General features: G+C 40.7%; 25 protein-coding genes. 9 read left to right on the forward strand and 16 right to left on the reverse strand.

The features are described from left to right. Nucleotides 1-335: 335 nt before the first annotated feature. Nucleotides 336-881, reverse strand: coding sequence for an oligoribonuclease (gene orn, locus Q4600_RS18790; protein WP_303517714.1), 546 nt, complete (start codon nucleotides 879-881; stop codon nucleotides 336-338). Nucleotides 882-994: 113 nt separating this feature from the next. Here orn and rsgA point away from each other — a divergent pair, with 113 nt between their 5' ends. The 5 genes from rsgA (at nucleotide 995) to Q4600_RS18815 (ending at nucleotide 7,883) form a co-directional block, all read left to right on the forward strand. Next, on the forward strand, nucleotides 995-2,050 hold the full coding sequence (rsgA, locus tag Q4600_RS18795; protein WP_102527975.1) for a small ribosomal subunit biogenesis GTPase RsgA: 1,056 nt from the start codon (nucleotides 995-997) through the stop codon (nucleotides 2,048-2,050). Between the two features lie 65 nt (nucleotides 2,051-2,115). Then, complete coding sequence (gene asd / locus Q4600_RS18800) at nucleotides 2,116-2,976, forward strand: archaetidylserine decarboxylase (protein WP_229371136.1); 861 nt, start codon at nucleotides 2,116-2,118, stop codon at nucleotides 2,974-2,976. A 10-nt stretch (nucleotides 2,977-2,986) separates the two neighbouring features. Next, a complete protein-coding gene (locus tag Q4600_RS18805; RefSeq protein ID WP_229371134.1) occupies nucleotides 2,987-3,886 on the forward strand; it encodes a DMT family transporter in 900 nt (299 codons plus the stop codon). A gap of 51 nt (nucleotides 3,887-3,937) precedes the next feature. Beyond that, complete coding sequence (locus Q4600_RS18810) at nucleotides 3,938-7,141, forward strand: mechanosensitive ion channel domain-containing protein (RefSeq protein ID WP_303517720.1); 3,204 nt, start codon at nucleotides 3,938-3,940, stop codon at nucleotides 7,139-7,141. 4 nt (nucleotides 7,142-7,145) lie between these two features. Continuing rightward, nucleotides 7,146-7,883: a glycerophosphodiester phosphodiesterase gene (locus Q4600_RS18815; RefSeq protein WP_303517723.1), complete on the forward strand. Its 738-nt coding sequence runs from the start codon at nucleotides 7,146-7,148 to the stop codon at nucleotides 7,881-7,883. Between the two features lie 42 nt (nucleotides 7,884-7,925). On the opposite strand, the gene Q4600_RS18820 is transcribed toward Q4600_RS18815, so the two are convergent. Then, nucleotides 7,926-8,258, reverse strand: coding sequence for a DUF3392 domain-containing protein (locus Q4600_RS18820; protein ID WP_229371127.1), 333 nt, complete (start codon nucleotides 8,256-8,258; stop codon nucleotides 7,926-7,928). A 38-nt stretch (nucleotides 8,259-8,296) separates the two neighbouring features. On the opposite strand from Q4600_RS18820, the gene Q4600_RS18825 reads away from it, so the two are divergent. Both Q4600_RS18825 and Q4600_RS18830 read left to right on the forward strand, forming a co-directional pair. Beyond that, nucleotides 8,297-9,223: a D-2-hydroxyacid dehydrogenase gene (locus Q4600_RS18825; RefSeq protein WP_303517726.1), complete on the forward strand. Its 927-nt coding sequence runs from the start codon at nucleotides 8,297-8,299 to the stop codon at nucleotides 9,221-9,223. Nucleotides 9,224-9,440: 217 nt separating this feature from the next. Then, nucleotides 9,441-9,635: a bacterioferritin-associated ferredoxin gene (locus Q4600_RS18830; RefSeq protein WP_055023428.1), complete on the forward strand. Its 195-nt coding sequence runs from the start codon at nucleotides 9,441-9,443 to the stop codon at nucleotides 9,633-9,635. A gap of 119 nt (nucleotides 9,636-9,754) precedes the next feature. On the opposite strand, the gene parC is transcribed toward Q4600_RS18830, so the two are convergent. From parC to nudF, 7 genes are all read right to left on the reverse strand, one after another. After that, the gene (parC, locus tag Q4600_RS18835; protein ID WP_102527981.1) at nucleotides 9,755-12,049 is read right to left on the reverse strand and encodes a DNA topoisomerase IV subunit A; all 2,295 of its coding nucleotides are present in this window, start codon (nucleotides 12,047-12,049) and stop codon (nucleotides 9,755-9,757) included. After that, nucleotides 12,049-13,089 carry a sorbosone dehydrogenase family protein gene (locus Q4600_RS18840; RefSeq protein ID WP_241906409.1) on the reverse strand — a complete coding sequence of 347 codons (1,041 nt, stop codon included), beginning with the start codon at nucleotides 13,087-13,089 and terminating at the stop codon, nucleotides 12,049-12,051. The genes parC and Q4600_RS18840 overlap by 1 nt, the downstream gene beginning before the upstream one ends. 182 nt (nucleotides 13,090-13,271) lie before the next feature. Further along, entirely contained in the window at nucleotides 13,272-15,158 is a 1,887-nt protein-coding gene (gene parE / locus Q4600_RS18845; RefSeq protein WP_102527983.1) for a DNA topoisomerase IV subunit B, read from the reverse strand. 56 nt (nucleotides 15,159-15,214) lie between these two features. Then, complete coding sequence (locus Q4600_RS18850) at nucleotides 15,215-15,790, reverse strand: YqiA/YcfP family alpha/beta fold hydrolase (protein ID WP_102527984.1); 576 nt, start codon at nucleotides 15,788-15,790, stop codon at nucleotides 15,215-15,217. Between the two features lie 74 nt (nucleotides 15,791-15,864). Next, the gene (cpdA, locus tag Q4600_RS18855) at nucleotides 15,865-16,704 is read right to left on the reverse strand and encodes a 3',5'-cyclic-AMP phosphodiesterase (RefSeq protein ID WP_248955640.1); all 840 of its coding nucleotides are present in this window, start codon (nucleotides 16,702-16,704) and stop codon (nucleotides 15,865-15,867) included. Nucleotides 16,705-16,735: 31 nt separating this feature from the next. Further along, complete coding sequence (locus tag Q4600_RS18860; protein ID WP_303517734.1) at nucleotides 16,736-17,176, reverse strand: DUF1249 domain-containing protein; 441 nt, start codon at nucleotides 17,174-17,176, stop codon at nucleotides 16,736-16,738. Between the two features lie 59 nt (nucleotides 17,177-17,235). Then, the gene (gene nudF, locus Q4600_RS18865; protein ID WP_102527987.1) at nucleotides 17,236-17,859 is read right to left on the reverse strand and encodes an ADP-ribose diphosphatase; all 624 of its coding nucleotides are present in this window, start codon (nucleotides 17,857-17,859) and stop codon (nucleotides 17,236-17,238) included. A 282-nt stretch (nucleotides 17,860-18,141) separates the two neighbouring features. Here nudF and tolC point away from each other — a divergent pair, with 282 nt between their 5' ends. After that, nucleotides 18,142-19,452 carry an outer membrane channel protein TolC gene (tolC, locus tag Q4600_RS18870; protein ID WP_102527988.1) on the forward strand — a complete coding sequence of 437 codons (1,311 nt, stop codon included), beginning with the start codon at nucleotides 18,142-18,144 and terminating at the stop codon, nucleotides 19,450-19,452. A 116-nt stretch (nucleotides 19,453-19,568) separates the two neighbouring features. On the opposite strand, the gene Q4600_RS18875 is transcribed toward tolC, so the two are convergent. From Q4600_RS18875 to Q4600_RS18885, 3 genes are read right to left on the reverse strand one after another with little or no spacing between them, the layout of a single operon-like run. Continuing rightward, a complete protein-coding gene (locus Q4600_RS18875) occupies nucleotides 19,569-20,306 on the reverse strand; it encodes a TIGR04219 family outer membrane beta-barrel protein (protein WP_303517738.1) in 738 nt (245 codons plus the stop codon). A 2-nt stretch (nucleotides 20,307-20,308) separates the two neighbouring features. Next, nucleotides 20,309-21,280: a DUF2333 family protein gene (locus tag Q4600_RS18880; protein ID WP_102527990.1), complete on the reverse strand. Its 972-nt coding sequence runs from the start codon at nucleotides 21,278-21,280 to the stop codon at nucleotides 20,309-20,311. Nucleotides 21,281-21,292: 12 nt separating this feature from the next. After that, entirely contained in the window at nucleotides 21,293-21,778 is a 486-nt protein-coding gene (locus Q4600_RS18885; protein ID WP_102527991.1) for a copper chaperone PCu(A)C, read from the reverse strand. A 35-nt stretch (nucleotides 21,779-21,813) separates the two neighbouring features. Here Q4600_RS18885 and Q4600_RS18890 point away from each other — a divergent pair, with 35 nt between their 5' ends. After that, nucleotides 21,814-22,551: an enoyl-CoA hydratase gene (locus Q4600_RS18890; RefSeq protein ID WP_229371107.1), complete on the forward strand. Its 738-nt coding sequence runs from the start codon at nucleotides 21,814-21,816 to the stop codon at nucleotides 22,549-22,551. A 215-nt stretch (nucleotides 22,552-22,766) separates the two neighbouring features. Here the strand turns inward: Q4600_RS18890 and Q4600_RS18895 are convergent, their stop codons facing one another. From Q4600_RS18895 to dusA, 4 genes are all read right to left on the reverse strand, one after another. Next, complete coding sequence (locus Q4600_RS18895; RefSeq protein ID WP_102527993.1) at nucleotides 22,767-22,973, reverse strand: PspC domain-containing protein; 207 nt, start codon at nucleotides 22,971-22,973, stop codon at nucleotides 22,767-22,769. Further along, nucleotides 22,970-23,149 carry a hypothetical protein gene (locus Q4600_RS18900; protein ID WP_229371105.1) on the reverse strand — a complete coding sequence of 60 codons (180 nt, stop codon included), beginning with the start codon at nucleotides 23,147-23,149 and terminating at the stop codon, nucleotides 22,970-22,972. The genes Q4600_RS18895 and Q4600_RS18900 overlap by 4 nt, the downstream gene beginning before the upstream one ends. A 3-nt stretch (nucleotides 23,150-23,152) precedes the next feature. After that, entirely contained in the window at nucleotides 23,153-23,512 is a 360-nt protein-coding gene (locus Q4600_RS18905; RefSeq protein ID WP_102527995.1) for a hypothetical protein, read from the reverse strand. 284 nt (nucleotides 23,513-23,796) lie between these two features. Continuing rightward, the gene (dusA, locus tag Q4600_RS18910) at nucleotides 23,797-24,825 is read right to left on the reverse strand and encodes a tRNA dihydrouridine(20/20a) synthase DusA (RefSeq protein WP_303517746.1); all 1,029 of its coding nucleotides are present in this window, start codon (nucleotides 24,823-24,825) and stop codon (nucleotides 23,797-23,799) included. Nucleotides 24,826-24,866: the final 41 nt, after the last annotated feature.

The raw sequence follows: 24,866 nt of genomic DNA on the forward strand, positions 1-24,866 counted from the left end.
TGAGCTAATGTCGCATCTTGTTGCTTTATTAAAACACTTGGCAAGGTATCGTCTGATTCAAAGCCAACTGAGCTAATGTCGCATCTTGTTGCTTTATTAAAACACTTGGCAAGGTATCGTCTGATTCAAAGCCAACTGAGCTAATATCGCATCTCTTCTTGCTTTATTAAAACATTTGGCAAGGTATCGTTTGAACCAAAACCAACTGAGCTAATGCAGCAAATCTTCAAATTACAACTTCAAATAGCAAGTGGCTCGCTGTAAAAAGTTGAGGCCGCATTATATGTAATATTCACTACACTGCAACCCCTAATTCAAAAAAAAGGTTTGATTGCTTAAATTTTAAATACTTCTTGGCGATAAAACTGCAATTCAGCAATAGATTCCTTGATGTCTTCTAGTGCTTGGTGGGTATTATTTTTGCTAAAGCCTTTCATAACTTCTGGCTTCCATCGATTTGTTAGCTCTTTTATGGTGCTGACATCAATATTGCGATAATGGAAGAAGTCTTCTAGCTCAAGCATGTATTTGTTCAAAAAACGGCGATCTTGGCCAATGCTATTTCCACACATAGGCGAAGCACCTTTAGGGACATATTGCTCTAAAAATTCAATCGTTGCTCTAATAACGTCTTCTTCAGAATATTTACTGCTCTTAACGCGATCAATTAATCCAGACTCACCATGATGCTTTTGATTCCAATCATCCATGCCATTTAACACTTCATCAGACTGATGAACCGCCATAACTGGCCCTTGGGCAATAATATTTAATTCTTGGTCAGTCACAATCGTCGCAATTTCAATAATACGATCGACACTGGGCTCTAAACCAGTCATTTCTAAATCAACCCAAATCAGATTGCTCGAGTTTACAGCCATAATATCTGCCTTATTCTGTCAAAAGCCCTAAATTCAGGCTTTTTTATTAAAGAGGGTGTATCATACTGTTTTTTTATACGACAAAAAAACCACTAATTAATGAAGATTTGCCTGTGAGTAAAAAGAAACCACTTAGCCAAGGTCAAAAGCGCAGAATGCGCGACAACCAAAGTAAACGTTTAAAGCGTAAAGATAATCCTGATCAGACAACCGATCTACAGGATAGTCTACTTGGACCAGAACAACAGGGTATCGTCATTTCACGCTTCGGTCAGCATGCTGATATTGAAACCGAAGATGGTATTGTTGCACGTTGTAATCTCCGTCGAAATATCACCAGCCTTGTCACTGGCGACAAAGTGCTTGTGCGCTTAGCCACTGAAACAGATCGTGGTATTGGCGGGATCGTTGAAGCAGTTCATCCACGAACATCTTCCCTTACCCGTCCAGATTTATATGACGGCGTAAAAATTATCGCAGCCAATATTGATCAGATATTAATTGTCTCTTCAATTTTACCTAGCTTCACCACACAAATTATCGACCGATATTTAGTGGCTGCAGAAGACACTGAAATTCCACCTGTCATTATCCTTAATAAAATGGATTTACTAACCAATGACAATCGTGAAGAAGTTGAAGTCGCTTTAGCCCGTTATCGCCAAATTGGTTACCCTGTTTATATGGTGAGTAGTCACACCGGTGAGGGAGTCGAACAAATAAAATCACTGTTATCAGATAAAATCAGCGTATTTGCAGGCCAATCTGGTGTCGGAAAATCATCGCTGATTAATGCACTCATGCCAGAAGCGGATCTTCTCATTGGTGATGTATCTGGAAACTCTGGCTTAGGCCAACACACCACAACTACAGCCAAGTTACTGCACTTTGAAAGTGGTGGAGACTTAATTGACTCGCCCGGTGTCCGTGAGTTTGCATTATGGCATTTACCCGCACCTCGCGTCGGCGAATGCTTTATTGAATTTCGAGAATACATCGGCACATGTAAATTCAGAGATTGTAAACACGGTAATGATCCGGGTTGCGCCTTGCAAGAGGCTCTCGCGGATGGGAAAATAACTCAAGATAGATTTAACAATTATCACCGAATTATTGCCAGCCTTGATGAACAGCGCCATGCTCGACACTTCAGAGCAATAGATGAGTAAACTCATTAATCTGGTTTACAATTCTCAAGATTAGCACGACATAAATAACTAAAAAGGGTACTCAATTGGATTCTGTTAAAATTGCTTTGCAATATATCTTACCTAAACATTTACTATCACGTCTTGTGGGTAAGCTTGCAGCTGCGGAAGCGGGAGCGATTACTACCGCAGGTATTAAATGGTTTATCAAGCAATATAAAATTGATATGTCAGAAGCGGCACAAAGTGAGCCTGAAGCATACAAAACCTTTAATGCATTTTTTACCCGTGCTTTAAAACCTGGCCTTCGCCCTATTGTTGCAAACGACAAAATCATGGCTCACCCTGTTGATGGTGCAGTCAGTCAATGTGGTCCTATTGAAGCTGGCAAAATTGTCCAAGCTAAAAACCATGATTACACGACGCTTGCATTACTTGGCGGACAGCAAAAAGATGCTGAGCGCTTTAATGGTGGTGACTTTGCCACGATTTACTTAGCGCCTAAAGATTATCATCGTATTCACATGCCTATCACTGGCACCTTGTCAAAAATGACTTATGTGCCCGGTGAACTGTTCTCAGTTAATCCACTCACGGCACAAAACGTTCCAGGGTTATTCGCCCGTAATGAGCGTGTTGTTGCCATTTTTGAAACCGAAGTGGGCCCAATGGCCATGGTATTAGTTGGGGCGACCATTGTTGCCAGCATTGAAACCATTTGGGCAGGTACAGTAACACCACCTTGTGGTAAGCAAGTATTTACTTGGGATTACCCAACTGAAGGTGCTGAAGCACTTACACTTGAGAAAGGCGCAGAAATGGGCCGTTTCAAGTTAGGCTCAACAGTGGTGATGTTATTTGGTCAAGATGCCATTGATACCTTTGCAGAAGGTGTAGAGCCGACTGAAACGACTCGTATGGGTCAAGCATTCGCTCACTTAAAGTAAAATATTAAATATGCCTATCGGCATGATAAAAGCGCAGCGCCCTGAAGTATCAAATGCTTCAGGGCTAATTCAGTTACATATTGCAGTACTGTTATTTGGTATTACTGCATTATTTTCAAAAATACTTCCCCTTAATGCATTAGATATTACCGTTCTTCGGTGTACCGTCGCATTTTTCGTTCTGGGATGTATTGTCAAAATTTCTCGTCAAGCATTGCTGTTATCTCAGCCCAAGCATTATTTAATTGCCCTTGGATTAGGTATTTTGGTGAGTTTACATTGGGTAACCTACTTTGCTGCAATGCAGTTATCTTCTGTCGCCATCGGAATGATTGCTTTTTTTACCTACCCTGTCATGACAGTCTTAGTTGAACCTCTCGTCAATAGAACTCGCTTAAGGTTTATAGACTTACTCTCAGGCATCGCAGTACTCACAGGAGTATTTATGCTTATTCCTGAACCTAACTTTGATAATGATGTCACTTTAGGTATTGCTGTAGGTGTACTCTCAGCTGCTCTATTTACTGCACGTAACTTATTGCACAAAAAATACTTCTCACAATACAGCGGGCCACAAGCAATGTTCTATCAAACATTAGTCGCTGTGATAATCTTGTCTCCTTTTTTAGAAGTCGAACTCACCTCAATTACGCTAGATATATGGTTAACCATAGCCATTTTAGGCGTATTCTTTACTGCTGCGCCCCATGCGTTATTTGCCTCCTCACTGCGTCAACTAAGCGCTAAAACCGCAAGTTTAGTGTCTTGCTTACAGCCTTTTTACGGCACAGTTTTAGCCTTCTTACTGCTGAACGAACAAGTTAACCTTAATACCATTATTGGTGGATTGATTATCTTGCTCACAGCAATATTCGAAACTCAGCAAAATCATAAAAAAAATAAAGCGTAAACTCAGGTTTTTGTTACCATTGTATTAGTCTCTCACTAGCAATCATTCCCTATGTTACGTATTGCGTTTTTTATACTCAGCTTTATCTCCTTTGTTGCATCGGCTAATTCTCCCCTGCAACTGGATAAACGCTTGGGATTTTCTCAAAGCAACAACTCATCGCAAGTCGTTGACCTACCCACTCAAATAGAAAACGTCAAAACCAGCATCACAAAGCTGAGTAATGAACAGAACGGTTACTTGGAGCTTGAGCAAAACAGCGACGTTATTACTCAAAAGATTTCAGCAGAGATTAATCAACCAATAACTGACATTAACATCAGTGCCGATATTGACATGGGTCAGCAAGCCTCGATGGCTTATTACCATTTATCTGAACTCAAACAATCTGAAAATGATTTAAGCGAACAATTAGTGCGCCTTTCAAAAAGGCAGCAGCAATTACCAAGCTTAATCAGACAGGCAAAGGATGCCTCGAATCAACATAAAAGAACCCAGCTAGCTCCCGTAGATACGCCATTGGGCCAGTTGCATTTACTCCAAGGTCAATTGCTTGAGCAACATATTGAAACCTTAACGGCTGAACTGTCTAGCAGCCCTAAGCAAAAACAAATCGCCCAATTACAATTACAGTTATTGCGTATTGAACATGCACAGCAAGAGAAGTTGATCGAATCGTTAAATAAACAAAATAATCAATATCGCCAGCAACAAGCAGCCAATACCATTGCCAATAATATTATTGATCAGCAGCAGCTGGCCGATACGATTTCTCAAGAGATAAGCCAAAAAAACCAGCAATATGCTCAAGAGTTAATTCGCATCACTAATGGCATTACTCAAGTCATTACTCAACAGGAAAAAGCAGAGAAGCAATATCAATCTCATGCTTTGCAATTAACCAACGTTGAAGAACAAATAACCTGGGTGGAAACCAACTCAGCTTTTGGCGACCGATTCTTACAAATGCTGCAATCGCTGCCTAAACCGCCAAACCAAGATGTATTACTGGCTGAAATTGCTGACTCTCGTTTGAAACGCTATCAGGCTGAACAGCAGCAAGCGTTAAACAAGCAACAGCTCAATACTGAAGATTTTCTCAATCACACTCAAATAAAGTTACTAGAATCACAACAAAGCTTGATTGAACAATTGGTGCAGAATTACGATGTATATCTGAATGAGCAGGCAAAGCTGAGAAACAGTTACGAGCAACTCAATCGAATATACTTGCGTCTGAAAAACACCCTGAACGAACATTTATTTTGGGTACCGAATGCAGCCAGAATTTCAGGTTTATGGTTCATCGATTTAAAGAATGCCACTGTTTGGCTCACTCAGGCGCCTCAAAGGGAAAAGTTAAAACAAGCATGGCAGTCACAGAATATTTACTGGGCTTGGTGGGTCATTATTCTCATCCTTTGCTTAATGGCTCAGGATTTATTAACTCCAAGGTTCAACAAAGCCATTGAACATTACGGTCAAAATGTCGGTAACGTAACCCAAGATAAGTTTATCTATACCGCGAAAACCCTCGGCTTAACGCTATTTTACTCGCTATTAAAACCTATGCCCTTGTTACTGGGCGGGTTAATTTTCTTTTCATCAGAGTTTAATTTTGTCCACGCGATTGGGGTTGGTGTACTTTCTATTGGCTGTAGCTATTGGGTATATCGATTTTTTGCCCTTCTGTCATTAGACAATGGCATCCTCATCAGCCATTTCAGGCGGCCACAACCGCTAGTGAAACGACTACAGCAAAAGACCTTACGCTTTATTTTCATCAGTTGGCCACTGATCGGTATCATGGGGTTCAGCGAAGCCATTGATACTTCCTTAATCCGCAATAGTATTGGTCGTGGCGCATTTCTGGTTTTCACCATTACGCTACTTATCCTTTACCGCGATATGTATGCATTTATTAATGATTTTCGTGCCAATGCGAATGATGGCAAAAACATGAAGTTATTTAATAAAATTACTTGGATCTTTTTAATCGCAGTACCTTGCTGCTGTATCGTATTAGCCTCAATTGGTTACTATTTCAGTGCATTCCAAGTGTTATTACAGCTGCAGCTTTCCTTGCTATTAGGTTTAGGTTTCTTGTTACTGTATCAATTAATTAAACGCTGGATGTTAATTGAAAGACGACTGATTGCCTTTGATCGCGCAAAAGCTCGCCGAGCAGAACGCTTAGCCCAACGTGAACGCGGTGAACTCAATAATGCTGCTGATGTGAATGATAACTATGAAGAACCTATTGTTGACCTTGAGACTATCGCAAGTCAGTCATTAGGCCTTGTACGCTCGTTATTGATTCTAGCCTTTTTTGGCAGTTTGTTGGCTTTAGTATCACAAACCCATACCGCCTTATTCTCATTTTTAGATGGCATTACGATGTGGAATACTCACTCGGTTATCAATGGCATAGAGCAGCAAATTCCCATTACCTTAAAGTCTATTCTATTCTCATTCATCGTTGTCGGCTTTTCGGCCATGATAGCCAAAAACCTTCCTGGTTTATTAGAGTTAACCATCTTGCAACGATTGGAATTAACCCCAGGTACAGGCTTTGCGATAACCACGGTGAGCAGCTATCTAGTCATATTTTTAGGCTTACTCGTTGGTTTCTCAACCATTGGGGTTGAGTGGTCTAAATTACAATGGTTAGTGGCAGCGTTATCTGTTGGTTTAGGTTTTGGTTTACAAGAAATTTTTGCTAACTTCATTTCTGGTTTAATTATTCTGTTTGAAAAACCCATCCGCATAGGTGATACCGTCACCATTCGCGATTTAACTGGTACAGTCACTAAAATCGAAATTCGCGCCACGACAATTGTGGATTGGGACAGAAAAGAAATCATTGTGCCGAATAAAGCCTTTATCACAGAACAATTAGTCAACTGGTCACTATCAGATCCTATTACCCGGGTGATTGTTAGCGTATCAGTACAACGTGATGCAGACCCTTCAAAAGTTGAAGCGTTACTTCATCAAGCGGTAAGAGAATGTGATTTATCATTGAGCTTCCCTGAGCCTGAGGTTTGGTTTGCAGGTTTTGGCCAGCACACACAAGATTACGAAGTCAGATCTTATGCAAAAGACATGAACGATCGTTGGCCGTTAAGACATAATTTGCACAAGCGTATCTGTAAAAAGCTGAAAGAGAATCATGTTGAGCTGGCATATCCACAAATGGAAATTCATATCAACAATGGTCAATCTCGTGATTTACATCAAATTATAAAAGGTTAGTTAAATGCTGATTTTTGCACATCGCGGTGCCAGCGGTTACGAGGTTGAGAACACCTTAGCTGCTATGGAAAAAGCACTGTCAATTAATGTCCAAGCCATTGAGCTGGACGTATATAATATTGAAGGTGAGCTGTTTGTGTTTCATGATCGTCGATTAGAAACAAAAACAACGGGTCGCGGAGTGACTCACCTTGCTTCAAAAGATGAACTCAGTAAAGTGACCATTCAACAGCACTCAATTCCAACGTTGTGGCAAGTGATGACGTTAATTCGTGGCCGTTGTATCGTCAATATTGAACTCAAAGGCTACCACACTGCAGAGCCCTTAGTTGCTATTTACCCCAAACTTATCAGTGAGCTAAACTTCACTGCTGAGCAATTACTGATTTCATCATTCAACCAGCCCTATTTATCTGTGGTAAAACAGCATTTACCCCACGCGAGGGTCGCACCCATTTTAGCTGGCGTACCATTGCACTATGCTGAATCTGTCACAGCACTAGATGCGTATTCTATTCATGTTGATCTTCATTTTGTTACCCACGAAATGGTTCAAGATGCCCATCAACGTGGCGCCAAAATTTATGTTTATACCGTAGATAATCCTGAAGATATTCATGCATTAAAAGGACTTGGTGTCGATGGGATTTTTAGTAATTATCCAGATAAAGCCGCTATCGTGTTAACCAATTGCAGCCATGACAACTCCCATACAACAAGTCATGAAAAATGGTTTGGTTAATTTTTCACTAAATAACAAATGGATTCAGCGTAAATAACGCGTTTACACTTGCCTGTTTCGCTGAGCCCATGCACCTATTCCAATAAACACTCCAATCACAACCAGTAACATCCACTGTGATGGCATTCCTCTAAGTTGACTCGCTAGCCATGGACTGATACTCACAATAGCCAGACCGTAACCAAAAGCATTGACCAGAACAAATGCTGAAGTTCTAATAATGAAGCCACTGCCTGACAATGACCGCCTTAATGCCCGATTGATATCTGTGGCAAAAATAACAATCGTACAGGCCACTAATGCAGTAGCAATCTCACTCATCCACGGATGCAACATAGCGCCAATTTTAGATAAAAATGCTATGATTTGATTCATTAACCTACCTCTTTAATTACGACTATCAGGGAATATTTATGGCGCATAAATTACTGCTATTAACCCAAGAAAATGACAAATATCGAAAGTTATTAACTGACTATAACTTACCAGATTTGATTATTTTAGGGGATGATCCAAGCAGTATTTGTGAAGCAAATATTTGGTTTGCAGAGCCAAAACTGGCCGCGCCTCTGTTAAATTTAGGCTCTGAGTTACAGTGGTTACAATCAACATTTGCTGGAGTCGATAAAATAACGGGTTCAAGACAACGCCGCGATTACAGCTTAACCAATATTAAAGGGATTTTCGGGCCTTTAATGAGTGAGTACTTATTCGGCTACTTACTCGCTCATCAACGAGAACATGCAAAATATAAGCAGCAGCAACTGCAACAACATTGGGCACCAGGAAGCTACCGTACTCTTCAAGGGCAACAATTATTATTGTTAGGCACAGGTTCAATTGCGCAACATATTGCTCAAACAGCAAAGCATTTCGGTATGAAAGTCACTGGGTTAAGTAAAACAGGGATTGTAAAACCTTACTTTGATCATGTTGATACCATTGAACACTTAGCTGAACATTTACCCAATGCACAAGCTGTTGCGAGTATATTGCCCAATACTTTGGATACTGAAAACATACTCAATAAATCCATGTTGGCATTATTACCTGCTGAATCAGTATTATTTAACCTAGGTAGAGGTAATGTATTAGATTTGGATGCGCTAGCAAGCCAGCTGCAAGTTCAACCACTGCAACATGCAGTGTTAGATGTATTCAATCAAGAACCTTTGCCTAGCGAACACGTTATTTGGCAATGCCCTAATGCTATTATTACCCCTCACATTGCCGCGCCGAGTTTTCCTGAGCAAGTAGTAGAAGTCTTTGTTGAGAACTTCCACTTATGGCGTCAGCAGCAACCTCTCAATCATCAAGTTGATTTCATCAAAGGCTATTAGCACTCGCCATAAAGCCTTACTTATGACTCGTTATTACAAATTTCGTGAGCCAGTTTGCAGTTTGTAATAACTATTACTTTTCGATAAAAGTCAGATTTGTTCAAAAAGTTATTAGCAATGAGAACTGTTTTCATTTACAATTACATTATTGTTGATTAGCTAGCATATTTACTATTACCAAGAATAAATATGTCATCAGACTTTACGAAGAGGCTTTATGTACGTTTGTCTTTGTCACGGAATTACTGATACCCAAATCAGAGAAGCAGTAAGCAAACATGGCGACAGCTCTTTAGCTGACGTTAAAAAACGCTTAGGTGTTGCTGATCAGTGTGGTAAATGTTCTCGTATGGCGACCAACATCATTAAAGCACAAGTCGATGTCGAACCTAACTTCTACGAAGTCGCATAATTTCTATTATATTTTCAGTCCTTCATTTCTCAAAAATATAAGCGTTAACTTCAAATCGTATTCATAAAAAATGCTGCCCTTAGGCAGCATTTTTTATGCAGGAAAAACCTCTGAGCATATTACTCGCTCGGTTCTTCAGTTCCATCTTCAACAACTTGTGAACCCTGCTCAATTTGAACACTGTCAACACGCTGTAAACCTCTTGGCAGTTTAGCGCCTCGACGTCCCCTTTCACCGCGATAGTGTTCTAAGTCAGATGGTTTCAAGGTCAACTTACGTTTACCCGCCCATAAGGTCACTGATGCGTCCTCAGGGATAATATCTAAGTGGATTAATAGCTCTTCACGGCTCTTAGCGCGATCCGTTGGAATGCCAATTATTTTGTTGCCTTTACCTTTGGATAATTGCGGCAGAGCATCGACATCAAATATCAACATCCGACCTTCGTTAGTGATGGCAATAATCGATTGTGTCACCCCTTTATTCACCAATTTTGGCATTAGCGACTGTGCATTAGCTGGTAAACTCAATAACGCTTTACCCGCCTTATTACGGCTTATCATATCGGCGTAAGAACCAATAAAACCATAACCAGCATCACTGGCGAGTAGATAGCATTGGCTATCAACTCCCAGTAGCACATGTCGCATCACCGCACCTGGAGACAGGTTAAAGCGTGTTGTTATTGGCTCACCCTGGCTTCTTGCAGAAGGCAAGGTATGGGTGTCAGTTGCAAACGCCCGCCCTGTTGAGTCAATAAATACCGTCGGTTGATTACTCTTACCACTGGCACTGCACAGGAACGCATCACCCGCTTTATAATTTAAGCCTTCACCATCGACATCATGGCCTTTAGCACAACGTACCCAGCCTTTATCCGATAACACTACGGTAACTGATTCAGCTGGGGTCAGTTCTTGCTCAGTGAGTGCTTTAGATTCTAAACGTTCAATAATCGGTGAACGTCTGTCATCACCAAAGGTTTCACCGTCTTGAATTAACTCTTTTTTCACTAAAGTTTTTAAACGACGCTCTGAACCTAAAATTAATTCCAGCTTATCGCGTTCAGCTGCAAGCTCTTCTTGCTCGCCTTTAATTTTAAATTCTTCAAGCTTAGCTAAATGACGTAGTTTTAAATCTAAAATGGCTTCAGCTTGCTTTTCGGATAACTCAAAACGAGCCATTAACTCTGCTTTAGGTTCATCGTGAAATCTGATGATTTCAATGACTTCATCGATATTCAAGAATGCAATCATTAATGCATCAAGGATATGAAGTCTTGCCAACACTTTATCTAAACGGAACTGTAAACGACGTGTCACTGTTGAGATACGATAGGTCAGCCATTCCGTTAATAGCTCTTTTAAACCTTTAACTTTTGGACGACCATCCAAACCCAAGACGTTTAAGTTAACTCTAAAACTCTTTTCCAAATCAGTTGTCGCAAACAAATGCGCCATCAACTGATCGCAATCCACTCTATTCGAACGCGGGACAATCACTAAACGCACTGGGTTTTCGTGGTCTGATTCGTCGCGTAAATCCGCAACCATAGGCAGTTTTTTTGCCTGCATTTGATTAGCGATTTGCTCTAAAATCTTGCCGCTGCCCGCTTGGTGTGGCAAAGCTGAAATGACTACTTCACCATTATCGATATCATAAACCGCTCGCATTTTAATTGAGCCGCGGCCGGTGTCATAAATCTTAGCAATATCTTTGCTAGGGGTAATAATTTCAGCATAAGTCGGATAGTCTGGGCCCGGAACAAATTCCATTAGGCGCTCTAAATCGGCCTTTGGATTTTCCAGTAATTCAACACAAGCTGACACCAATTCACGCACGTTATGCGGCGGAATGTCAGTCGCCATACCAACAGCAATACCAGTAATACCATTCAATAAAATATGTGGTAAACGAGCAGGTAGCGATTTTGGCTCTTTCATGGTGCCGTCAAAGTTGACGCCCCAATCGACGGTGCCTTGCCCTAACTCTGACAGGAGTACTTCTGAAAATTTAGATAGTTTAGCTTCGGTGTAACGCATTGCAGCAAACGATTTAGGATCGTCAGGTGCACCCCAGTTGCCTTGACCGTCAACTAACGGGTAACGGTATGAAAATGGTTGTGCCATTAATACCATTGCTTCATAACACGCGCTATCACCGTGTGGGTGATATTTACCTAACACGTCACCAACTGTACGAGCAGATTTTTTATGTTTAGATTGAGCCGATAAACCAAGCTCACTCATTGCATAAATAATACGACGTTGAACGGGTTTTAAACCATCGCCAATATGTGGCAATGCACGGTCCATAATCACGTACATTGAATAGTTTAAATAAGCCTCTTCAGTAAAACGGCGCAGAGGCATTTGCTCAACACCATCAAGGCTTAATTCAATCGCATCACTCATTATTTAATATCCTGTGATTGTTCTGTCGCTTTGTAATACAAGCGGTATATATTGCCTTTTAAGTCATCAGAGATGAACATAGCCCCATCAGGTGCATTTATCAGGTCATAAGGTCTAGCGACGGGAAACTCGCCGTCTAAAAAGCTTACCACTCTTTCACGTTTAGTAACTTGGCCATCGTCAAGACTTAGCATGACAACCTGGTATCCAATCTTACTAGAACGGTTCCAAGAGCCATTTTCGGCAACAAAGAGTTGATTATGGTAACGCTCGGGAAATAATTTACCTTCATAGAACAGTAAACTTGTCGGCTTCACGTGAGCAGGAAGCTCAAATGCTGGAGCGGTAATATTGAGGGTATCAGGCTTTTTAAATGCGGGCTCAGCAACATCAGTGCCATGAATATATGGGAAGCCAAAATGACTGCCTTTGATGTCAATCCGATTGATTTCATCAGCGGGCATATTATCACCCATCCAGTTTCGACCTTGATCTGCAAACCAGAGCTTATCTGTGGTCGGTGACCAATCAAAACCAATCACACGACGAAGCCCTGAAGCGACTTGTTCGGTATCTCCTGATTCAATATCAATGGCCAGCAAGCTACCAAAAGGCGCAGGTGCCTCACAGACATTACAAGGTGAGCCTATTGATAAATATAAACGGCCATCAGGACCAAACTCCATACCTCGAGCGTGTTTTCGCTCTATGCTGGGTAAACCTGAATACACCTCTTTGGGCCTACCCGGACGGCGAAGACGATTTTCAATATCTTGATATCGTAAGATTCGGTCATCTTCAGCAACGTATAAATCACCATTATGAAACGCAATCGCCTCTGGATAATCTAAACCTTTGCCAATCAAATATCGTTTATTTACTTGACCATCATTATCGGAATCAACCAAAGCGTATATGGTGCCACTCTTTCTTGAACCAACAAACAAGGTGCCTTTACTGCCTATAGCCATCTGCTTGGAGTCGCCCAAATCAGAAGCATATAAAGTGAGTCCAAATCCTTTTGTAACAGTAATCATCATAGGATCAGCAGCAAATGCTTTAACTACAGCGAACTGAGCTAAAGCGATGACAGACAGTGTTTTTAACGCTGTTGAAATTTGCTTGATATCCATTTTAATTATTATTCTCGACATTATATTTATTCTTTGCCTTTATCTTTTGTGGCAATGCGCAACTGCTTAATACGTACCCTAGTAACGTGTTAGATCTCTGCTAAGTCGCCTTTCGACTCTAACCAAACTTTTCGGTCTGGTGAGCGCTTTTTAGCTAATAACATATCCATCAATGCCATCGTATCGTCATTATCATCAATGGTAAGTTGTACCAATCGACGAGTATTAGGATCCATAGTGGTTTCACGTAACTGCAGTGGGTTCATCTCACCCAATCCTTTGAATCGAGTGACCTGCACTTTGCCTTTTTTCTTTTCTGCAACAATTCTATCTAATATACCGTTTTTTTCACCTTCATCTAAGGCATAAAATACTTCTTTGCCTAAATCGATACGGAATAAAGGCGGCATCGCGATATAAACATGGCCTTTCTCAACTAAAATGCGATAGTGCTTCATAAACAAGGCGCACAACAGTGTAGCAATGTGAAGACCATCAGAATCGGCATCGGCTAAAATACAGACTTTACCGTAACGTAACTCTGAAATGTCTTCGCTATCAGGATCACAGCCTATTGCGACTGAAATATCATGGACTTCTTGCGATGCTAGCACTTGAGATGCATCGACTTCCCAGGTGTTTAAGATTTTACCACGTAGCGGCATAATCGCTTGAAACTCTCGGTCTCGAGCCTGTTTTGCACTGCCACCAGCAGAGTCACCTTCCACTAAAAATAACTCGCCTCGCATAGGGTCTTGCCCGCTACAGTCAGTTAATTTACCCGGTAAAGCGGGACCTGAAGTGACTTTTTTACGGGCGACTTTTTTCGCTGCTTTTAGGCGGCGCTGCGCATTACTAATGCACAGTTCTGCAAGTTGTTCAGCCTGCTCAGTATTTGAGTTTAACCAAAGTGAAAATGCATCACGGACAATGCCAGAAACAAACGCAGAACTTTGACGGCTTGATAGTTTCTCTTTAGTTTGACCAGAGAACTGAGGGTCTTGCATTTTAATTGATAAAATAAACGATGCTTTATCCCAAATATCTTCAGGAGATAATTTAATGCCTCGTGGAACCAAATTCCTGAATTCACAAAACTCACGCATTGATTCCAACAAGCCTTGTCTGAAACCATTTACATGGGTTCCACCTAGTGGCGTTGGGATCAAGTTTACGTAGCTTTCATAAATACTGTTTCCGCCTTCTGGCAGCCAAGTAATGGCCCATTCGGCAGCATCGGTTTTACCCGAAAACTCACCAATGAAAGGTTCTTCTGGTAATAGAACGGATCCCTTCACTGCTTCTTTCAAATAATCTGTTAAACCACTTTCGTAAAACCATTCATTAACCTCACCATTTTGCTTATTAGTGAACTTAATACGTAAACCTGGACACAACACGGCTTTAGCGCGTAATTGATACAACAGCTTAGTGATTGAGAAATTGCCAGAGTCAAAGTAGCTCGCATCTGGCCAGAAATGCACACGAGTACCTGTATTACGTCTGCCACAGGTGCCTGTTACTTTTAGGTCTTCAACTTTATCGCCATTCTCAAATGCTATCTCGTAAACTTGCGCATCACGACGAACGCTGATCTCAACCCGCTTCGACAAGGCGTTGACGACCGAAATCCCTACACCATGTAAACCACCAGAAAATTGGTAACTATCATTTGAAAACTTACCACCAGCATGTAGTTTGGTCAGGATTAATTCGACACCCGGGATCCCTTCTTCAGGGTGAATATCCACAGGCATACCACGACCATCATCGGTCACTTCTAGTGAGTTATCCGTATGAAGAACGACATCAATTTTAGTCGCATGACCGGCTAAAGCTTCATCGACACTGTTATCGATGACCTCTTGACCTAAATGGTTAGGTCGAGTGGTATCGGTGTACATACCTGGACGGCGTTTTACAGGGTCGAGTCCGTTGAGAACCTCGATGGCGTCAGAAGTGTATTGATTGGTCATAGTCCACACATTTGGTCAATTGTTAGCCCACATTATTGGGCCATTATGAAAACTGATTAAGAAAGCTGTAAAAACTCACAAATCTTATCTAGCTGATTTTTATAGCCAATAAAACTGTGGTCACCATTGGGTTCTAAATGAAGCTCACAACAGTGATATTTGGATAACGCTTGACGATAATCTAACACTTCATCGCCAGTTTGCAAAAATACTAAGAAACGATCGGGACGATATATCACCTCAGTGTTGAATTCAGCCACATCAAACTTATGTTGTGGCAACACTTGGTAATGCTCGTCAGTATAAGGGTTATGTTGAGGCCCTAAAAATTCATCAAACAATTCAAATGGTTTTACCGCTGGGTTAACTAAAACGGCTTTTCCACCATAAGTTTCAGCGAGATAACTTGCAAAATACCCACCTAACGAGGAGCCTATGTATGTTAAAGGCTCACCTTGCACTTTAGCGCGCTCTACAATACCACATAATAATGCCATCGCTTCTTTAGGCGATGAGGGTAATTGAGGTTGAATGAAGGGTAAATTCGGAAAACGGTGTTGAATATACTGCGCCGTTTCGGTTGCTTTATCTGACTGAGGGGAACTATTAAATCCATGTATATAGAGAAGCATACTTCCTCTCGCGTTAATTAACCTGAATGCTTAAACAGCGATTATAATCAGGTCTACACATGAATAGTTAGCGTTTAATAACCGCTGGCATCATTGTCTGGAGAGAATTTTTCACCAGGCACCCGATAAACATTAGTTTGAATGCTACCATTGCTAGCTAACTCCAGCAAACGATAGCCAGGTTGAAGTCCATCTAACGCAAAATAGGATGATTTTGGCTTAAATTGTATACAAGTAGATGGCGTCGCCATTAAATGAATCCCACCTTCTGCAGTAGAATACTGGCTATCAATGGTTTGATGAACGTGTCCCCATAGCGCACCTTTAACTTGTGGGTACCGACTTACACGCTTTAAGAAATCTTCACCATTAGCCATGCAATGCTGATCAAGCCAACTACATTCAACTAATATAGGGTTATGATGCATAACAAGTAGAACATGCTTATTGGGCTCAGCAGCAATTGCCGCGTCAATAAGTGCCATTTGTTGTTCAGCCATATAACCACCTGGCTTACCACGCACTGTAGAGTCCAACATCAAAATTTGCCACTCACCCGCTATGATGCGCTGCTGACCAAATAAATGATTACCCTGCATATGCAAACTCATTAACCGAGGGTCATCATGATTACCCGGTAAGTAATGGCATGGAAGGTCTAGTTTGGCAATGGTCGATGAAAAGTGTTGATAAGACTGCGGTGAGTAATCTTGGCTGATATCACCCGTAGCTAGAACCATGTCGGCAGGATATTCAGTTGCAAGGAATGTATCTAAAACGGCCTGAAAACTGGCAGCCGTATTCACACCTAATAGCTTCGCTTCAGGATCAGCAAACAAATGCGGGTCAGTAACTTGAATAAGTCGCACGACATCCGTATCAGCAATTGAATAAGACACAGGCTCTTTAAGCACTAATTAATCCCAAAATAAATTAATTCAATGTTTAGACTGAAGAAGAACAGATTTTCGCAGGGCGACATCCAATCTTTAACAGCTCTTCAAGAAATGCATTAACTTGATACTTCTCATCCGTTTGATGCATATGTACATTTGGATAATCATACACTGCTTTTAACCGGTAGATCTGTTGACTAGTTAACACTTCTGCCAATTGGGCATCATGATAGACTCGCACACAGGCTTTAGGTGTGATAAGGAAATCGTTATTGGGTAAATGGCGTGTTATTTCAATTAATTGAGTATACTTTGTGTTCTCAATAATTGTGACATCTAATAATCCAAACGGCCCTTCAACAGTCCAAGACTCATTGACTTCTGCAACATCTGGCAACCACTTTAAAATCAACGCATAATTTCGCCCGCACAGTGCTAGAAAAGCACTCACGTTAGGCTGATATTTATCTTTCGCAGTTTGTTGCTTCAAAATTAACTCACTTACTTTTTGCTTCTTTATTTCAAATCTTTGACGATAAATCTATCAAGCTATGCTTGTCTTACTGTATCTAGGTTTAACGCTAACCATTGTAAGCCAATAACAGTAGATGCATTATCTATTCGACCTGAATTAACCATAGCCATAGCCGCATCAAAGTCTACAACATGGACTTTGATATCTTCATGCTCATAATCGAGACCATGGATGCCTTCGGCTTTGCTTGCATCGACTTTGGCCCAATAAAAATGAAAACGTTCCGATGAACCGCCAGGTGTTGCTAAATAACTATTCACTAAATGGACTTCGCTGGCTTTTAAGCCGGTTTCTTCCATTAATTCACGCTCCGCGACTTCAGCTGGAATTTCATCGGCTGCAATCATACCTGCCACAAGCTCAAGAAGCCAAACTGAATTAGTCGTTGCTAATGCAGGTAACCTGATTTGTTCAATTAATACGACTTGATGAGTGATGGGATCATAAGGCAAAACAACCACGGCATTACCACGTTCAAAAACTTCCCTGGTGACGACCTCGCTCCAACCACCTGAAAACAATTTATGTTTGAATTTATATTCATCTAATTGGAAGAAGCCTTTGTACAAGGTTTTAGTGGAAATGACTTCAATATCGCTTTTTGCGTTAAATTGTTCTATTAATTCACTATCTTTCATATTTTTTCTTACAGTTTGTAAGCCCTTTGAAATATTTAATGCACTATTATGTTAGTTAAGCATTTAAGCATGTGAGTTTAAAAAAGTCTGTTACAACTTGAAAGTTGATATTTAGCTTAAAGATGATAGTCTTTTTATCATACACACTAGATACATAGCGGGATTGCACAAAGTTTTAGCGAGTTCACAATATGCTAAAGCAATCTTGCTTATCAATATAAAATGTGAATAAACGAGATTATCTTACCTCCCAAGTGGAGACTATGTCTAAAAGGGCAGCAAATGAAATTTAAAATACGTTCTTTATACGCAGCGCTAACACTAGCCGTTGCTGCACCTGCAGCAAATGCTGATGATTTACTGCAAATCTATCAGCAAGCGCTAACTAGCGATACTATCGTACTTCAAGCACAATCTCAGCGTGATGCACTGTATGAGACAATTGAAGAAAATCGTGCTCCCTTACTACCTACTATCAGCGCGAATGTTGGATATGCTAAAGCATGGAATGACATTGATGACGGCTCTGCTACTTCTAAACCTGATGGTTTCACTGGCGGCTTGTCATTAAACCAAGTTATTTATGACCACAGTGCATGGGTTGGCTTAGACTTAGCCGAAATGGCAGCATCACAAGCTGATTCAGCTTATGCCTCTGCGCTTCAAGCATTAATCATTCGTGTAACCACAGCATATTTTGATGTATTGACTGCAAAAGACAACTTTGAATTCCAAGGTGCAGAAAAACGCGCGATTGAGCGTCAACTAGAGCAAACTAAACAACGTTTTGCTGTCGGTCTTACTGCGATTACTGACGTGCATGAAGCACAAGCACAATACGATTTAGCTTCGGCAACCGAAATTCTGGCAGAAAATACGCTAGCAAACAGTTATGAAGCATTACGTGAAATCACCGGAATTGATCACAAATCAATCAATACACTTGATACTAATCGTTTCTCAGCTGGTGCAGCAAACCCAACAACGTCATCTGAGTGGTTAAAAATTGCTGAAACTAACAGTATTGATTTAATGACTCAGCGTATCGGTCGTGATATCGCTAGTGAAACCATTTCGCTTTATAAAGCAGGTCACATGCCTTCACTTAACTTTGGTGCTGGTTACACTAAAGGTGTAAAGCAAACCGGTTCAGCTGATTATGATAATGCCAACATTGCATTGACTTTGAGTGTACCGATTTTTGAAGGTTTTAAAGTGACTTCGCAAGTTAAGCAGGCGCAGTTCCAATATGTTGAAGCTAGCGAAAAACTGGAACAAGTTCATCGTGGTGTCGTTAAAGATGTACGTAATAACTTTAACAACGTCGGTGCATCAATCAGTTCAATCCGTGCTTATGAGCAATCAGTGATTTCATCTGAAAGTGCACTAAAAGCCACTCAAGCCGGTTTTGAAGTAGGTACACGTACTATCGTTGACGTATTAAACCGTACCCGTGATTTATATGATTCAAAGCGTCAGCTATCTGATGCTCGTTATGGTTACATCAACTCTATCTTGGCGCTTAAGCAAGCCGCTGGTACATTGAGTGAAGACGACATTATCTCTATTAACAATGGTTTAATCGCACAATAATGATTAGCTGGCGGTAAGCTAAAACACTTACCGCTGTTATTCAAAGCAAACGATTGAAAATAAGAGACAAAAAAACCGCCAATTGGCGGTTTTTTAATGTCTGTAAACTGAGTCGATTAGAACGTCAATTCAACACCTGCAAATGCGCCTTTAAACGTCATATTTTGCGTAGTGTCAGAAAAGTCATCAACGTCGAAGTTAAACTCACGGTAACCAACGCGAATTGCAGTATCTAGTGCAACACCATCAAACCTCCAACCTAGACCTGCGTTGTAATCGTAAACACTGGTTTCATCAACACCTAACATGACATCAGCAAAAGCATATAAGCCAAGTCCAGGAATGCCCACTTCAGCGTTCGCATAAACCATAACGATGCCGCTATCTACGTCCACCTCTTCTGGATGTCCAGGATCTTGAACGCGTAGTGAGCCATGCATTTGCTTGTAAGCAGCACCTAAATCTAAGGCGACTAAATCATTGTCTAAGATTTCATAATAAAGAACAAAATCAGTGTTACTTAAATCGTTGTATACCGTGGTATCACTATCAAATTGATGACCATTGAACATAAAGTTAGAGCCAACTTGGCTGCCTTTACCTTCTAAACGGTTCTCACGAATTTTGATATTAGGTACTAATGGAATTGGATGCTCAATGGCAATCCAAACGCTACCTTGAGCTTTAGACTCATAATTATAGGTTTGCGCCACACCATCATCACTGTTAAATGAGCCACTGGTATCAGCATCCCAGTAATCACCACCAACTTTGAAGCCCACAAGCGTTGAAGCTTGTGCAGAAGATATGCTTAACATGCCTACAGCGGCCGTAGCAAGAAGTGTCTTTTTCATCATTATCCCTGAGAGAGTAAGTTAGTTAAATCAATTACCGCGGCATTTGCACGCGATATATAGTTGGCCATCACTAACGAGTGGTTAGCCACTAATCCAAAACCATCACCATTTAAAACCATTGGGCTCCAAACAGTTTGCTGAGTTGCTTCAAGTTCACGAATAATTTGACGTAAACTCACTTCAGCATTTTTCTTTTCTAGCACATCGGCAAAATCAACTTCGATAGCTTTCATGAAATTTAATAATGCCCAAGCTGAACCTCGGCTTTCATAAAGCACATCATCAATTTTCCACCAGCTTGTTTTAATTTCGTTACTGGCTAAAGACGGTGTTGACTGTCTTGCTGTGCTGTCGCCTGCTAAATCGGTATTTAAACGATCTTGACCAACACTGGCAGATAAGCGTTGCGACATACTGCCTAAACGTTTCTGCACTTCTTTCAGCCATTCATTTAGGTTATCTGCACGAGCATAAAACTGTGCATTACTGTTTTCTGTATCACTAATTTTAGCGCGATAAAGTTTCAGTAATTTGATTGCTTCACGATATTCGCCTTCTGCACTTGGCACTAACCAGCTAGTGTGCTCAATATTGAGCTTTGAGTGCGCGGCAAGTAAGTCTGCATCAGCTGTAGATTGCGACTGAGAACGACTGAACTCTTTACGCATAATCAATGCTAAGTCACGTGATTGCTCTAGTGCCCCAAACTCGAATGCTGGCATGTTATCCATGATCACAGAGGGAGGCATAATATCATTTGATAGCCAGCCACCTGGTTTGTCCAATAGGGTTTCCATGGTAGAAATTAACGAAGAAGTTGTCGCATAACCAACAATGTCTTCACCACGTTCATTTTGCAGTACTTCTGGCTCAAGAATATCAGGCTCAACACTCCACCAAACCGCAATGAAATAACCGATTAATAAGATTATTCCTACAACGCCAAATACTTTATTCCTTGTCATTTGCATCAATACAACTCCTTAGTGATGATGGTGGTGATGGCTTTCTTGCTTATCATTACTCGCCCTTTTTTCTACCGCCAGTTCGATTGCCAATGTTTTGCCATCCTTAAACGTCAGCACTAAAGGAACTGTATCCCCTATCGCTAGCGGCGTCGTTAATGATAGCAGCATAATATGGTCACCCGATGGTTGAAGCGTTAAGGTGCCATGAGATGGAATGTCAAAGCCGTCAACTTGACGCATTTTTACCATGCCATTCTCTTCAACCAAAGTGTGTAATTGCGCTTCTTTAGCCACTGGTGTTGTCACAGAAACTAATGTTACAGCATCATCTGAGTGGTTCATTAATGTCAAATATGCTGCTGTATTAGGCACACTGGCGGGCATCGCTCTTACATGTCCTTCACTGAGCATTATCCCTGCTGATGCTGAAAAAGAAAATACGGTTAACGCTAAAAAACTAAACAGTTGTTTGAATATTGCTTTCAATGTCATAAACTCCATTTACACCCTACTCGTGTCCATAAGGAAAACAACGAATGAGTCAGATTCAGGTTAAGGATGATCAAGGCGTACGTATTATCAGTTTCAATCGCCCTGAGAAACGTAATGCATTTAATCTTAAAATGTACCAACAGCTTACAGAATACCTGATCCAAGGTGAGAGCGACAACGACATTCGTACCTTTATGTTACGCGGCGAAGGGAACTGCTTCACCTCAGGTAATGATATTGCTGATTTCCTCGCCAGTGGCGAACTTAACGAGTCTCATCCGACAGTACAATTCTTACATTGTCTGCTTAATCTTAAAAAGCCCATCGTAGCAGCAGTATCTGGTGCAGCTGTAGGCATCGGCACAACAATGCTACTCCATTGCGACCTAGTTTATGCTGACAACAGCGCCAAGTTTCAATTACCTTTCGTAAATCTAGCCCTGGTGCCTGAAGCAGCTTCAAGTTTATTGTTACCACTTATTGTTGGCCAACAAAAAGCAGCTGAATTAATTCTATTAGGCGAAAGCTTTACGGCAGAAACGGCTTGCGAACTGAATATTATCAATCGGGTGATTGAGTCATCAGAATTAAACGATTTTGTTTTTGAACAAGCCAAAAAACTCGCGAATCAACCGCCATTATCACTGCAAGCATCTAAAAAGCTTCTGCGCTATAACCAAGCTGATGTTAAGCAGCAAATGCTAGCGGAGTTAGAAGTATTTAGCGAAAGACTAAAAAGTGATGAAGCAAAAGCACGCTTCCAAGCTTTCTTAAAAAGATAGAGTTAAGTGTCACTCGCTAATGAGCCAAACAGCTATTTGCTAACGTTAGTTGAATACTTTTATAAGACTCGTAAGCGCTGTTTGAAAATGGTGACTGCGGCACTTGGAAGGAATAAAGAACACTTTTATCGTGATGGTACGATAGTGATAAAACGACCTCTTCCTGTGCTGTGTTACTAGCGAAAATTGATGTTAGGGTAAATTCATCCCTAACATTAATATTTTGTTTTTTGCTGGCTTACGACAATAGCGGTAACAAAGTAAGCAATCAGTCCCATCGTTGGGCTTAAAAATATAGCAATCAATGTTAACACACGAGACCACATTACAGACCAACCAAACTGCTTTGAAAGCGAGTTTACTGCACCGCATATAATGCTTTTATCTGACTTTAAAAACGTTTCTACATCGGACATGTTCATTTTGTTTCTCCAGCAAATTCTAAATTGATTATTTCTTCAGAAATTGCATCGACACTTTTAAATTGATACCACTGCAACCCACATATCAGTAACGAACAAATAATAAAACTAATCACGGGAAGCAGAAGTAATGAAATTAATGGATCTGCTAAATGAAAAATCATCATTAAATCCATGAATTAATCCTCATTGCTCGCTAATACAGAATCTGTAGTTGTTTCTGATACTGTATCCGATGCTGTTTCAGCTAATTCTAGTGAACTGTTTAACTCAAATGCTTGCTCTGCAATTTGACTGTGAAGCGAAAGTACGATTTCTTGTTTTGCTGATTGCAACATTTCAGAAGCCGTTTCACTTAAACGCGTTTCTAACACATCAATCATATCTTGACTGTTTAAATCGTTAGCCTGAGCGCTCATACTTGCAGTTGCAATTAACGCGACTAAAGCGACTTTTTTCAATACACTTTTTGCTGATGAGTTTGCGTTAGTATTAGTTGTAGAGATTAAACCATTTGTATTAGTAGTTGAGTTAAACATGATGTCTTCCTTTTCAATTGTTGGGTACACCATGGTTATTACAAGCTACGTGCCAAGTTTTAAATTATTCATTAACACCTGAATTTAAAGAGCTTTTATTATGATTGCTATTTTTAGCCAAAAATAAAAGTGAGCAACAATTAAACAATTAGTAATTCTCACCACTATAATAGTGAAATTAGCTAAAACTTAATTATCCAAATTAACGGCATAAAAAAAGCGCCAATGATTGGCGCTTTAAATCTCGTTTAAGGGTCTTCTTAAACAATTATCTCGCGTTGCTTTTACACATTATTATTAGGGTAAAAAGTCACATCCGCTGGCGGACGACTCTGCTCCATTCTTGCTACGGCATCCCATATAACTGAAACACCCGCGCCTGCTTTATGGGCGTTCTCACTTAAATGTCTTCGCCAGCCTCTTGAACCAGGTAACCCCTGGAATAAGCCAATCATGTGACGAGTAATATGGTTTAACCTGCCACCGTCTTTTAAATGCTGCTCAATGTAAGGCATCATTTGCTCAATCACTTGTTCACGGGTGATAACCGGCTTTTCTTCGCCGTATATCAACTGATCCACTTTAGCCAATAAATACGGGTTCTGATAAGCCTCACGGCCGATCATCACACCATCAAGTTGTTGTAAATGGCTCAGTGAGTCCTCTAAGGTTTTAACACCGCCATTAATACTAATGTTCAAATCAGCATAATCACGCTTTAACTGATAAACGCGCTCATAGTTAAGTTCAGGTATTTCGCGGTTTTCTTTCGGGCTTAAGCCCTGTAGCCATGCCTTACGGGCATGCACAATGAACGTATCGCAACCAACAGCCTTAACGGTATCAACAAAATCAGTCAAAAACTCGTAGCTGTCTTGCTCATCAATACCGATTCGCGTTTTAACTGTCACGGGAATATCGGCCACTTGTTTCATCGCATCAACACATTCAGCCACTAACGCAGGCTCACCCATTAAACAGGCACCAAAACGTCCGTTCTGCACTCTATCAGACGGACAACCGACATTAAGGTTAATCTCATCATAGCCACGCTCAAATGCCAATTTGGCACACGTCGCTAAATCTTTTGGATTCGAACCACCTAACTGCAATGCAACAGGATGTTCTTCTTGGTTATAAGCTAAGTAATCACCTTGACCATGAATAATCGCACCAGTCGTCACCATCTCGGTATAAAGCACAGTATGTGCCGACATCAGTCTAGCAAAATATCGATAATGCCTATCAGTCCAATCAAGCATAGGTGCTAACGATATCTTCCTATCCATTGGTTTAATTGACTTTTTTTTCATTTAATTAATTTACACAAACTCAATAACACCTAATTATGTGA

It is taken from the genome of Shewanella sp. 2_MG-2023 (assembly GCF_030548905.1).
Taxonomy (GTDB): domain Bacteria; phylum Pseudomonadota; class Gammaproteobacteria; order Enterobacterales; family Shewanellaceae; genus Shewanella; species Shewanella electrodiphila.